This window comes from Halobacteriovorax sp. GB3, assembly GCF_028649655.1.
Taxonomy (GTDB): Bacteria; Bdellovibrionota; Bacteriovoracia; order Bacteriovoracales; family Bacteriovoracaceae; genus BSW11-IV.
Genome location: NZ_JAQSLN010000001.1, coordinates 299,634 through 312,048 on the forward strand (window position 1 = coordinate 299,634; position 12,415 = coordinate 312,048).

Below are 12,415 nucleotides of genomic sequence, written 5' to 3' on the forward strand. Positions count from 1 at the left end.
TAAAATAAGCATACCCTGTGGGGGTATAGAAGGGGGCGATATGAAAAGCTTTTTGTTTAATGTTGAAGGTATGACATGCGGTGGTTGTAAAAGCAAGATCGTAAATAAGTTAGAATCACAAGTTAAAACTATTGAAGTCGATCTAGATGATAAGACTGTTAAGGTTTCTTCTGAAACTCTATCAGGAATGGCCATCAAAAAAGAGATCGAAGAACTTGGCTTCACTATCACTAAAATGAGTAAGACGGATTAATGGAAACATTAGCGCTAAAAATTGAGGGCATGAGCTGTGCAAGCTGTGCCTCTTCAATTGAGAAAAGTATTTCTAAAATTAATGGAGTACTTTCATGTTCAGTCAATTACGCAACTGAAAAAGGTTATTTCGAGCTTGATAATGAATCACTCGTCGAAACTATTCAAACCGAAATAATAAATCTAGGTTACTCTTTTCAAGAAGGGAATGAATCCTCTAAAGATGCTAATGGTAAGGATGAAAACCTTAGAAAGTTTTTGATTTCAATTATTTTATCAATAGCTCTTTTTATTTTTGCAATGTGGCCTTTAATGAATTGGCCAGATCAGAGAACAAATTGGTTTATTCAATTAATTCTTGCAACTCCTGTGTGGCTTTGGATTGGGTCTCGCTTTCAAAAATCTGCACTTAATTTCTTTTTAACGGGTAAGTCCAATATGAATACTTTAATTGGTATTGGGACTACAGCTGCTTTCGTATATAGTTCATTCATAACTATCTTTCATGAGTTATCAGTAAATTTAGGATTAACACAAAAGGTACATTTTGAAGCTGTTGGCTTTATTATTTCTTTTGTTTTTCTTGGACAATATTTTGAAGAAAAGGCCAAGAAGAAAACGAAAGAAGCCCTGAATTCTCTTTTTAAGCTTAGCTCTAAGAAGGCCTTTGTAAAAAGAGGTGATGATTTTATAGAAGTCGATATATCTAAGGTTCAGGTTAATGATACTATTCGAGTAAAGCCTGGAGAAAAATTTCCTGTTGATGGAAAAATTACTAAGGGTGAATCAAATATTGATGAAGCAATGATTACAGGAGAGCCCATTCCTGTATCAAAGAAAATAGGGGACTCACTCTTTGCTGGAACAATTAATGGAGAAAGTGTCATTGAATATAATGCAACCAAAGTCGGCGGAGATACTTTTCTATCTCAGATCGTTAAGTTTGTAGAAACGGCTCAAAGTTCGAAGCCACAGATTCAAAGATATGCAGATAAAATTAGCTCAGTTTTTACTCCTGCTGTCTTAGTCATTTCTGTGATCACTTTCATTATGTGGTTCTTTTTTGGTCCTGAGCCAGTTTGGGGCAACGCAATCTCTAACTTTATCGCCGTTCTTGTAATTGCATGTCCTTGTGCTCTAGGACTTGCTACACCAACAGCAGTTGTCGTTGCAACGGGAAGAGCATCTTTAAAGGGTCTACTGATTGGTGGAGGCGAGGTTATAGAGAAGGCACAAAATATTGATGCCATCATTTTTGATAAAACAGGAACTCTCACTGAAGGGCGACCATCGGTTATCGACTATATCTGTACAATTAATCATGACAAGGTTCTCTTTGATGTTGCTTCAATCGAACAATTTTCAGAGCACCCACTTTCTAAAGCGATACTAAACTTTTATCAACAAGAATCAGATAGACCGTTAGATGAGCCTGATCTCTTTGAAGTTATCAAAGGAAAAGGTCTTGTTGCTGATCTAAATGATGATGAATTCGTTATTGGTAATATGAGTTTAATGAAAGACCACAAACTTGATGTTCCATCGGCTCTTTCATCACAACATATCGGTAGTACTGTTTATGTAGCAAAGAACAAAGAGGTTATTGCTTTATTTGTCATAGGTGATCAGATAAAAAAACAAGCGCTCGACTCTATTTCTAAAATTAAAGATATGGGAATACAAACTTGGATGATTACTGGAGATAATGAAGCTGTTGCTCAAGATGTTGCCAATGAGCTTGGTATTGACCATTTCATGGCCAACGTATTACCACTAGATAAATCGACTGCGGTTGAGTCTCTACAAAAGAAAGGGCTTAAGGTCGCTATGGTAGGAGATGGTATCAACGATGCTCCAGCTCTTTCTAAGGCAGATCTTTCTCTGGCCATGGGGACTGGAACAGATGTTGCGATTAATGCTGCTGATGTGACAATTGTTCATGGAGATATTTCAAAGGCGCTAGATTTTATTATTCTTTCCACAAAGACAATGAAAGTGATTAAAGAAAACCTCTTTCTATCGATGATTTACAACACTCTTCTCATTCCCATTGCTGCTGGTGTACTCTATCTATTCGGTGGACCCTTAATGCCGCCAGTTCTTGCAAGTGTGGCCATGGCCCTGAGTAGTATTTCAGTCGTTAGTAATAGTTTAAGAATTAGGAAGTTTATTTAATGAAAGGTGCAAATCATAAAGCATTGTTAAATCGTATTAAAAGAATTGAGGGGCAGGTTCGAGGTTTGGCCAATATGGTTGAATCAGAAAAATATTGTATCGATATTCTGACTCAAATAAAGGCGCAAAGAAGTGCTTTGAAGTCCTTAGAACTTGAGATTTTAGAGAATCATCTTCATCACTGTGTAAAAGAGGCCATCGACTCTGGAGATAATGATGTTGTTGATGATAAGATTAATGAAGTTTTAGAGATTTTAAAGAAGAGTTCTAAATCATAAAAGTTGCTAGGAAGAGTTATGAGTACAATACTTGAATCTATTTTTGAACTAAACCAAGTAAAAGAGCTTAAAGAAGCCTTGAAAGTGAATAGGCCATTTGTGGCCCATAATCTTTCTTTCATTCATGATGTTCTCTCTAAAAAGGCACATCTTCAGTCTTTGCCTTCTTTGATCAATCAATGGCCAGCAAAGGTTGATGTACACCTTCCAGATGCTTCTGATGAAATTAGTACTCTAGAAGTCAATTCAACAGACGCTTATAAAATGTATCTCAATAAAATGGGCCTACTTTTTAATCATATTGAAAGATATGATGATGAGTATAACGAATTACTCTTTGCTTTTATGATGGCGCTTGGTTTTTCCAAGCAATCTTTTGCTCGTGCTTTGGTATATGCGACACCTGAAGGTGGAGGAACTGCAACTCACTTTGATCAAAATATTAATCTTATTTTTCAATTAAAGGGAAAAAAGAGATGGTGGATTGCTCAAAATGAAACATTTATTAATCCACTCACTAGACACACGCTTCATCAAGAATTAGATCCAGAGTTAGCCTCTTATCAAGAAGCACCTCTACCTGAAAAAATGCCTGAAGATGCACAAGAGATCCTCTTAGAAGCGGGAAGCTTTCTTTTTCTTCCCAGAGGTTGTTGGCACAAGACGAGCGGGGAAGAAGATGCGTTGGCCCTCAATTTCACTTATACAGTACCTACTTGGATTGATCTTTTTGGTGCTGCTATTAGAGGTCGTTTGAGTGGTGATCCTAAATGGCGTGAAAGTGCTATTGGCTTTGATGATTTGAACACTTCCAGCGAAGCCGAGAAAAAATTTGATGAGTTACTTGATGAATTTAAGAGTGAGTTTACACACTGGCAAGCCGCTCAGATTCTTGGTGTTACTGAAGGAAATTAAATTCCGATTTTTTGAAAATTCAAATTTCGATATTTTTTCTGTAAATCTAGTGGTAATTCATCCACAAGGGATTCAACATAGGATTTTTGTACCAAGGGATCACTTAGGCATTTATTTATTTTTTCTATAACATCACTAGATTGAGCGGAACAAAGAGCATAGGCTTTAATTGGTCCCATTTCAGTATTTTCCCTTAGAAGAAGATAGCTAAATTCATTTCTTTCTGTTACCGATAGATTTCTCACGTGATGAATAAAGCTCACTGGATATTCGAAAAAGAAGTCAAATCTCTTTTGGTGAAGCATCTTATAAAAACCAACGGGATCAACGGCATTTCTTTTTAGAACACGATTTTCATATTTTTTAATCAACTCATTGACTTGTTCACCATAAGTACCCTTTTCGACCATACCTCCAATAAGAGATGTTTTTCGAAAGAGAGTTTCAAGTGATACCTTGTTATTCTTTCCTTTAAACTTCGCTTCATCTTCTTTTCGAATAACAATAAAAGCATTAGGAATCGTAAAAACAAGTTTTGAGATATGTTTGTCTGGATGAACTTTAGGCTCTGTTCCAAGGGCGGGGAGACAGTAGATACTCTTCTTACTGTCGAGAAACTTAAAAATTCTTGGAAAGCTACTCTGACCCAGTTCTACATGCTTATAGCCTTCAAGACATTGTTTAAATTGCTTTAAAACGATATCTCCAAACCCTTTATGATTGCTCTGATAAATTGGGGGATAGTCAAAGGTCATCCAAGTAATAACTTGATCTTTTGCAAGGGTACTTGAGTTAGCAATTACTCCTGTAAGAAAAAAAATGAATGGGATAATTGCGTTGCGAAGCATAGAAAAAGAATACTATTAGGGGGATGCAATTATCAATTTTTTTTTACAATCTGAAAGATAGATCATGTATTAAGGAATTAAATCTCTGTAAAAATTAATTCTTTAGGCATTTCATCTTCAAGAATTTTGTATAATTCAGCTTTTCTTTTAAATCGTGGTGTTAGCCAATTATTAATAGCTATTTCATTTAGAAGTATAGGGCTGCGATGGTGTCCTGCTTCGCGAACTTCTCTACGAGCATCTTTTGTAAGAAGGGAAAAGCTATTAATGATCTCATTAGGATCTTGTGGATTAATCCAATGATCCCAGATTCCTGCTGCAAAGAGAAGTTCTTGCTGATTCTCTAATGAGAAATGACCTTCTCTTTTCTTTTGCCCCTCTTTTTGTACCCATTCGTAAAATGAAAGGATAGGGACAATGCAATGAAATTTACCAAAGAGATTTTTATATGTTTTTCTTTTTTCTATTGTTTCTATTTTTGCATTGTAAGTTTTAATTTCTTTTTTTCGTCCTGTTTGATGATCAATCATTGTGTAACGATTTTCTTTTGAGAAATTTGGGAGAAGATTAAAGCGAAGAGGAACAATTTCCCTTTGATCATTTCTCCAAATTATTGAGGGAGCATAGTGGTTTGTGAACTTTCTTTCTTCTAAGCGAGATAAAATTTCAAAAGTCTTATCACTCATGTGAGCATTCATGAGTTTAGAGAGCTTTTTTATATCTTGAGGCGAAGTGAATGAGAAACACATAATCCATCCTTTTACTCATTATACACTAGTTGACCGTTGATTGGTTGATTGAGACAATTTAATAAATATTGGAGATAAAATGATTACATCAATCTTTATGGGTTTTTTAACTTTACTTTATATTAGAATTACTTTGTATGTGATTGCAAAAAGAAAGCAATATCAAGTCCTTTACGGTCCTGGTGAGAATTCACAGATCGCAGGGGCCATTGCTTCACATTCTAATTTTGTTGCTTATGTTCCAATACTCATTTTACTTATGTATTTTGTAGAAGTTGTTGGAAAAGCGCCAGGGTGGTTAGTTATTCCATTTGGATTGGCCATTTTCATTGGACGTTGTTTACATTTTCAAGGACTAAAAGAAAATGATGAACAGTTGAGTCAGCAAAGAGAATTAATTTTAAAAAAGCGTATTATGGGTATGAAGTTGACAATTTTTTCGATGATTGGTCTTTCTATATTAGCGATTGTATTGCCTATTAAGGAACTCTTCTTTTAACCAAAGTAATTGTGCTTTTCAAAATTCTTGAACACTCGTTTAACGACTTGACGGTGGTTTACTGCTTCTCTTGGAGCATTTAGAATAAATTTCTCGATTTCGCTCGTGCCTATCTTCGCTTCACCTCCATGGGCGAGAAGGTAATTCTCTATTTCTAATTTGAGATAACGACGGAGTGAATCTCTATAAATATCAGGATAATTGACAGGATAGGGTGAAACGATTTTTTTTCGAATCTTAATTATATTATCTGCAATATAAGCCGTTTTTGATTTTTCATGCCAAAGGGTCAAGTCACAATCGGTGTGACCTGGGCAAAAGAGAGCTTTCCAGTCAGGGAAAAAGGGAAGTTGATCACCATCACTTAAATGAAAGTCTATGCTGATTTTCTTAGGAAAACGAATGGGGCGTTTTTGTTTTTTCATTTTCTTAGCGACATAATGAGTGAGAAAGAGGTCAATCTCATATTTTAAATGTCCTAGAAAACCCTTGTACCAAGAATTAACTTTTGGGTGAGCTGCAATGTGACAGCCCCACTTGCTTTTTAAGAAAGAAGCTGCTCCCGCATGATCTGGGTGCATATGGGTCACTACAACTAGTTTTAAGCAATCAAGGCTGAGTTTGAGATCATTTTTGATAAAGCTTTCAATTGTTTCGATGTCTGCACGCGAGCAGCCATCGAGAAGGGCCAATTGATTGTCTTTCTCAACGAGATAGATTGACTGAATATATCCTTTAAGATGATGAATTTTCACTCTCTTACTATAACTTAATGTCTGAAATCTTGCCAATAGTCGTAGTGTTCGGTTTCAACTCTTTTACAGAGTGTGTCCATGGAGAGTATAATTTAATCTCAAAAAAGGACGTTTTATGATTAAAATTATTCTCACATTAGTAGTGACTTTTTTAATTTCTGTTCCCTTTTTCTCAACACCTGTTGGGGAACAACTTTATCATTCGTACCAAGAAACTGATCTTCATAGAACTATCTACTGTCAATATGTAGAGTGGTTTGGAGTAGAAGGTTTTGATAAATTAAAATTTTATTTACGCTGTAAGTTACAATAGGTGCTAAGTGAAAATATTGCATACATCTGACTGGCACATTGGACGCCAGCTTCATGGTATTTCCTTACTTGAAGATCAAAGACATATTTTAAATGAAATATTTAATCTTTGTAAGAATAAGAGTGTAGAGGTTCTTCTTATTGCTGGTGATATTTACGATCGTTCTGTTCCTCCTGCAAATGCAGTCGAGCTTCTTGATCAATTTCTGACGAAAGTAAAGAGCGAATTAAATATTCCTGTCATCTTGATTTCTGGCAATCATGATGGACCAGAAAGGTTAGGCTTTGGCTCAAATCAAATGAAAAATAGTGGCCTTCATATTGTTGGACCACTCCAAGAAAATATTACGCCAACTATTATAAGCGATGAATTTGGAGAAGTTTTCTTCTATGGACTTCCTTACGCAGATCCTGTCCAAGTTCGAGATAAATACAATGTTGATTTCAAAAATCACGATGAGGCCATGGGTCACTTAGTCTCTTTGGTTAAAGATGACTATTCAAAGAGAAAACAGGAGAGGACTGTTGTTCTATCTCACTGTTTTATCGACGGAGCTGAAGAATGTGAGTCTGAAAGACCACTTTCTATTGGTGGTGCAGATAGAGTCTCTTATAAACACTTTGAAAGCTTTAATTATACGGCCTTGGGTCATTTACACGGAAGACAGTTTAAGGGAAAGGAAAATATTCGTTACAGCGGAACACCGCTTAAATATTCGTTTTCAGAAACAAAACATAGGAAGAGTGTCACTCTCGTTGATCTTAAAGAAGATGGCTCAATTGAATTTGAGCAAATCGAACTTAGCCCACTTCGTGATCTACGTGTGATTGAAGGTGAATTAAATGATATTTTAGAAGCTGCTAAAAGTGATCAGCATAGAGATGACTATATTATGGCGAGAATTCTCGATAAACATGCCATTTTAGACTTAATGGCTAAACTAAGGGCCGTATATCCAAATACGTTACATCTTGAGCGCCCATCATTGTCTTCAGATCACAATATAGAGCTTAGAAAAGAGAATTTGAAAAAAAGTGAATTCTCAATGTTTCAAGATTTCTTTGAACAAGTACTCGATGAAAAAATGAATAAGCAGCAGCAAGAATATATGGAAAGTGTTATTAACGCACTTCATGGGGAGACTCGAGAGTGAGACCAATCCAATTAGAAATGTGTGCTTTTGGACCTTTCAAAGATACGCAGATTGTTAATTTTCAAAAATTAGGAGAGAACCCATTATTTCTCATTAATGGGCAAACAGGTTCTGGAAAAACGACTATTCTCGATGCTATTTGCTTCGCTCTTTATGGTTCTGCGACAGGCGTTGAGCGCGATGTTCGAGAAATGCGTTGCCACCTTAGTGATCCAAAAGTTGAAACCTATGTGAATTTAACATTCACGCTAGGCCAAACGACCTACCTTGTTGAGAGAAAGCCTGAGCAAGAAGTTCAAAAGAAAAGAGGTGATGGCTTTACTAAGAAATCTTCAGACGCAGCTCTATATGAGATTGGTCGAGAAAAGAAGTTAATCGCAAATAGAACTAAAGAAGTTAGTCAGTTCATTGAAGATCTAACGGGACTTAGCGTCGTCCAGTTTCGACAAGTAATGGTTCTTCCACAAGGAAAGTTTAGAGAACTTCTCATCGCTGATTCAAAAGATAGAGAGCAGATCTTCTCAAAATTATTTCAAACATATTTTTATTCAAAGATTGAAAAAGATTTAGATTTCAAAGCAAAAGATATCCGAGTTAAGAGAAAAGAGTTTGAAAATAAGATTGTTGGTAGTTTAGAGACTCTTTCTGTTGAGAATCTTGATGAGTTACAAAAGCTCACAAAAGATCTCGCTCCAGAGCTTGAAATTTTATTTAAAGAGAAAGAAAAACAGAAAGATGAATTTAAACAATGTGAAAAAGATTATCAAAGCGCATTAGCTCTCGATAAGAATATTACAGATCTTTCTAAAACAGAAATTGAATTAAAAAATCTTCAACTTAAAAAAGAAACAATCACTCAAGACCAAGCAACTATTAAAGAGATTGAACAGGCCCTTGAATTATCATCTGATTATACTAGTTATATTAATTTAGAAAATAAGTCCTCTAAGGACCTCCTTTTATTTGAAGAAATTTCTCATCTTTTTGGAGAACTTGCTGTAAAAAAAGAAGAATTTTCTAAGCAATACGATAATAAAGAATTACTTGAAAAAGAAGTTGAAGCCTTAAGTGCGAAAAGAGAGACTCTTGCCCGTTACTATGAACTTCAGCTTTCAATAATTAAAGAGAGTAATGAAGTCGAAGTTAAGACGAAGGAACGGGATAAATTACTGAATGCTCTTGAAAAGGATAATGAGAAAAACTCCAATCTAATTATTCAGTTTGAAGATCTTAATGAACAAAAGAAAAATCATAGCGCATATTTTGAAGCAAATAAAAAAGAAGATCTTTTAAAACATGAATTTTCTTTAAAAGAAAAGAAGTCTATTTTTGAAAAAGTGAATCTCCTTAATAAAGAGATACAAAATAAAAATGATCAACTTGCAAAAAATAAAAATGAAACGCTCTTACAAAAAGAATGTGTTGATAAGGCGACGAAACTTTTAAAAGAGTTACAACTTAAATGGCATAGAGCTCAAGCGTCACTTTTAGCAAAAGATTTAGAAGAGAACACTCCTTGTCCTGTATGTGGTTCTAAAGATCATCCTGCACCAGCAATTATCGAAGAGCAAGTTCCTAGTGAAAGTGAGATGCAGGAGTGTGAGCGCATATTACAAAAAGAGCTTGCAAATCTAGCTCGCTTGGAAACTCAGGCGAGTGTTCTTAGAAGTGAGATTGAAGGGCTTTCAAATGAAAGGAAAGCTCAGCAAGATCTTCTTGGCGCACTTAGTATAGAAGAATATCAAGAACAAATGAACGATATTAAAAGTCGACTCACTGAATTTGATGAATTTGAGATAAAATCCAAGAAACTGCAAAGTGATTTAGAGGCTCTTTCTCTTAAAAAAGAAGCGCTACAAAAAGAAAGAGAAACGATTGTTATTAAAGAATCAAAATTAGCAAGTGAAATTGAATTATTGAATAAAGGAATAGATGACAAGAAGGAAAAAATTCCAAGCGAATACGATGGACTTGAATCTATTAAAGAGAAGGGATTAGAAGTTAAGTCCTTACTTGATCGAAAGAAGAATGATCTTATTCATTTAGAAAAAGAGGCCCAGGAAATCAATGTGAACTATGCTAAAGCTCTTGAAAATCGCACATTGCGCGAGCAAGAGTTACAAAAAACTAGAGCACAATTGAAAGAAGCAAAAGAGACTTGGCTTTCGAAATTTTCAAAGAGTACTTTTGAAAGTGAAAATCACTTTAGTGAAACATTAAATAAGAAATCGATGCTAGAACAGCTAAGATCTGATGTTCAGTCCTATAAGACACAATTAAAGCTTTTAGAATCGAGTAAGGTTCGTCTAGAAGAAGAGATCAAGGGGAAAGAAAAACCTGATCTAGGTTCTCTCGAAGCTAAACTTTCTGCTTTAGAAGAGGCGAGTATTAAGAGCTTTGATTTATGGAGTGAAACGAAACGACGTTTTGACTCTTTGACTGATGGCCTTAAGAAGTTAGAAGGAAATTTAAAGACACTTGATAGTTTAGAGCATGAGTATAAAGTAATTGGAACTTTAGCTGATGTTGCTAATGGGAGGGTGGGAAATAAGATTTCTCTCCAACGATTTGTTCTATCTGTTCTCTTAGATGATGTCCTTCTTGAGGGATCACATCGCTTAAAGCTCATGAGTAAGGGGCGTTATGAACTTATTCGTAAACTTGATCGAGCTAAAGGAAATAAGGCCTCTGGGCTAGAAATTGAAATTAATGATATGCATACCGGTAGGATGCGATCGGTATCAACTCTCTCTGGTGGGGAGAGTTTTATGGCCGCCTTGGCCTTGGCCTTAGGACTTTCCGATGTCGTGCAAGCTTACTCTGGTGGAATAAAGCTAGATACTCTTTTCATTGATGAAGGTTTTGGCTCGCTCGACCCTGAGTCTTTAGACTTGGCCTTAAGAACATTAATTGATCTTCAATCAAGTGGACGTATGATTGGTCTAATCTCTCACGTTGAAAGTCTCAAGGAACAAATGTCCAAGAGAATTGATGTAAAAGCAAGTAAAGAAGGAAGCCAGGTAGAGGTTGTTAGCTTTTAATCTTCACTCTTGTGTGATCCATCACAAAAGGGAGCATTCATCGTTTTTTTGCACATGCAAAGACTGAAGCTCCCAGATTTCTGTGCTACGAATTTTATCGGTGAAAAGTCTGTCCCCTTATGTGAGCCATCACAGAATGGCTGCTTCTTTGAGAGCTTACATTTACACCAAAAGTAGGTTTTCCCTTCTTCTAATTCGACTGTTATTGGTCGTGAAAAATTGTCTTCTTTCATGAGGGCCTCCTCATCTAATTATGCGCCTCTTTGCTTGTGAATATGGCCTAATTCTAGCTTTTGAAGTACTGTTGTGTCGTGATTTCAGATGTTTAGATCGCGGTGATTTGGGAACACTTTTCAAATTTAGTGACAGAAGTTCAGGATTTCGATAGATAAGCATTACTAAGGAGCTTATATGAGAATCATTCTACCAACAATTCTTACTTTATTATCCTTTTCTGCATTTGCAGCATCTACAACAGTGCGCCCATTTGAAATTGAGTTCGTTGTTCAAAAAGATCTCGATGTTCAAGGTTCTGTGAAGATGTCTTGTCGCTATGAAAAAATTGTTTTTAGTGATTCTTCGGAATATGAAGCGACATATGAAGATCATTCATTGAATGTTTCGACAGAACCATTAGATTCTCAGTTTAAAAAAGTGACTCTAAGTCTTGAACAGACAAAGTCTATGGAAGTTACAGGAATTTTTAAGCCTACTAAAGGATGCTATTCGAATCTCAAACTTGAATTTAAAAGTTCTCTTTACGCAATTGGGTGGGCAAATCAATTTCATAGAGCAATCCAATTTGATCTTGGAACTGATTATTTTTATCAAGAGGGAGATCGTTCATTTGATCTTTCTGATTTTTCTAACCAATATGAAATGAAAGAGTTTTCATTTTTCTATAAAGCTGTAGGGAATTCTCAAGTAAATGTTTTTCTCTATGTTGATGGTAAGAGAGACCATGAAATCTTCTCAAAAAGTGCCGCAATTGACCCTAAAACCAAGATGCCATATCGATTACAATAATGATCAATAAGAGGCAGTATAATAAAAAGAAAATTCTAGGGTTAATCAAAACCTATCATGCAAAGAGTCGCCAAAAAGAGCGAGCTGTCACAGACTCTAAACTCAAAGAGATCCTTTCAAAGGGCAGTTACGAAGATACTTACGAAGGTGATATTGTTGTTAAGTTTCAAGGCTATCTCGTCTATATAACAGAGGAGCCTGCGCTCATAAAGACAGTCGTTGCACCAGAAAAAGCTCCAAAGAAGATTAAAGCATTCGATACAGGCCTTGCTGAGGATATAAAATTAAAACTCAACCTTAGTTCAAAATCTGATGACTCTAAAGACAGTTATCAGTTGGAAGAGGATGAGGATGTTAAAGAAATGAGTTTTGATGAATATATGAAAAAACATTTTCCAAAATAAAAGGCCC

14 protein-coding genes are annotated in these 12,415 nt (G+C 35.6%); 10 read left to right on the plus strand and 4 right to left on the minus strand.

Translation table 11 applies throughout. The features are described from left to right. Positions 1-40: 40 nt before the first annotated feature. Genes HBN50_RS01505 through HBN50_RS01520 form a run of 4 tightly spaced genes read left to right on the plus strand, consistent with a single transcriptional unit; the run spans position 41 to position 3,620 of the window. A complete protein-coding gene (locus HBN50_RS01505) occupies positions 41-253 on the plus strand; it encodes a heavy-metal-associated domain-containing protein (protein ID WP_273867347.1) in 213 nt (70 codons plus the stop codon). Continuing rightward, a complete protein-coding gene (locus tag HBN50_RS01510) occupies positions 253-2,427 on the plus strand; it encodes a heavy metal translocating P-type ATPase (protein WP_273867348.1) in 2,175 nt (724 codons plus the stop codon). The genes HBN50_RS01505 and HBN50_RS01510 overlap by 1 nt, the downstream gene beginning before the upstream one ends. Then, entirely contained in the window at positions 2,427-2,705 is a 279-nt protein-coding gene (locus tag HBN50_RS01515; protein WP_273867350.1) for a metal-sensitive transcriptional regulator, read from the plus strand. The genes HBN50_RS01510 and HBN50_RS01515 overlap by 1 nt, the downstream gene beginning before the upstream one ends. Positions 2,706-2,723: 18 nt before the next feature. Then, entirely contained in the window at positions 2,724-3,620 is an 897-nt protein-coding gene (locus HBN50_RS01520) for a JmjC domain-containing protein (protein WP_273867352.1), read from the plus strand. On the opposite strand, the gene HBN50_RS01525 is transcribed toward HBN50_RS01520, so the two are convergent. Both HBN50_RS01525 and HBN50_RS01530 read right to left on the minus strand, forming a co-directional pair. Beyond that, positions 3,617-4,468 carry a hypothetical protein gene (locus tag HBN50_RS01525; protein WP_273867353.1) on the minus strand — a complete coding sequence of 284 codons (852 nt, stop codon included), beginning with the start codon at positions 4,466-4,468 and terminating at the stop codon, positions 3,617-3,619. The two genes, HBN50_RS01520 and HBN50_RS01525, sit on opposite strands and share 4 nt — an antisense overlap. Positions 4,469-4,545: 77 nt before the next feature. Continuing rightward, a complete protein-coding gene (locus HBN50_RS01530) occupies positions 4,546-5,217 on the minus strand; it encodes an SOS response-associated peptidase family protein (protein WP_273867354.1) in 672 nt (223 codons plus the stop codon). A gap of 79 nt (positions 5,218-5,296) precedes the next feature. Between HBN50_RS01530 and HBN50_RS01535 the strand changes: the two genes are divergently transcribed. Then, positions 5,297-5,716, plus strand: coding sequence for an MAPEG family protein (locus HBN50_RS01535; protein ID WP_273867356.1), 420 nt, complete (start codon positions 5,297-5,299; stop codon positions 5,714-5,716). On the opposite strand, the gene HBN50_RS01540 is transcribed toward HBN50_RS01535, so the two are convergent. Beyond that, positions 5,713-6,471, minus strand: coding sequence for an MBL fold metallo-hydrolase (locus HBN50_RS01540; protein ID WP_273867358.1), 759 nt, complete (start codon positions 6,469-6,471; stop codon positions 5,713-5,715). The two genes, HBN50_RS01535 and HBN50_RS01540, sit on opposite strands and share 4 nt — an antisense overlap. A 115-nt stretch (positions 6,472-6,586) precedes the next feature. Here HBN50_RS01540 and HBN50_RS01545 point away from each other — a divergent pair, with 115 nt between their 5' ends. Genes HBN50_RS01545 through HBN50_RS01555 form a run of 3 tightly spaced genes read left to right on the plus strand, consistent with a single transcriptional unit; the run spans position 6,587 to position 10,978 of the window. Then, a complete protein-coding gene (locus tag HBN50_RS01545; protein ID WP_273867359.1) occupies positions 6,587-6,784 on the plus strand; it encodes a hypothetical protein in 198 nt (65 codons plus the stop codon). A 7-nt stretch (positions 6,785-6,791) separates the two neighbouring features. Beyond that, the gene (locus HBN50_RS01550) at positions 6,792-7,937 is read left to right on the plus strand and encodes an exonuclease SbcCD subunit D (protein WP_273867361.1); all 1,146 of its coding nucleotides are present in this window, start codon (positions 6,792-6,794) and stop codon (positions 7,935-7,937) included. Then, complete coding sequence (locus tag HBN50_RS01555) at positions 7,934-10,978, plus strand: SMC family ATPase (protein WP_273867362.1); 3,045 nt, start codon at positions 7,934-7,936, stop codon at positions 10,976-10,978. The genes HBN50_RS01550 and HBN50_RS01555 overlap by 4 nt, the downstream gene beginning before the upstream one ends. On the opposite strand, the gene HBN50_RS01560 is transcribed toward HBN50_RS01555, so the two are convergent. Then, positions 10,975-11,211 carry a CDGSH iron-sulfur domain-containing protein gene (locus tag HBN50_RS01560; protein ID WP_273867363.1) on the minus strand — a complete coding sequence of 79 codons (237 nt, stop codon included), beginning with the start codon at positions 11,209-11,211 and terminating at the stop codon, positions 10,975-10,977. The two genes, HBN50_RS01555 and HBN50_RS01560, sit on opposite strands and share 4 nt — an antisense overlap. A gap of 178 nt (positions 11,212-11,389) precedes the next feature. Between HBN50_RS01560 and HBN50_RS01565 the strand changes: the two genes are divergently transcribed. Together HBN50_RS01565 and HBN50_RS01570 are read left to right on the plus strand one after the other, a co-directional pair. Then, positions 11,390-12,004, plus strand: a complete 615-nt coding sequence (locus HBN50_RS01565) for a hypothetical protein (RefSeq protein ID WP_273867364.1) — start codon at positions 11,390-11,392, stop codon at positions 12,002-12,004. After that, positions 12,004-12,408 (plus strand): hypothetical protein, encoded by a 405-nt coding sequence (locus HBN50_RS01570; protein WP_273867366.1) that lies wholly within the window; start codon positions 12,004-12,006, stop codon positions 12,406-12,408. The genes HBN50_RS01565 and HBN50_RS01570 overlap by 1 nt, the downstream gene beginning before the upstream one ends. Positions 12,409-12,415: the final 7 nt, after the last annotated feature.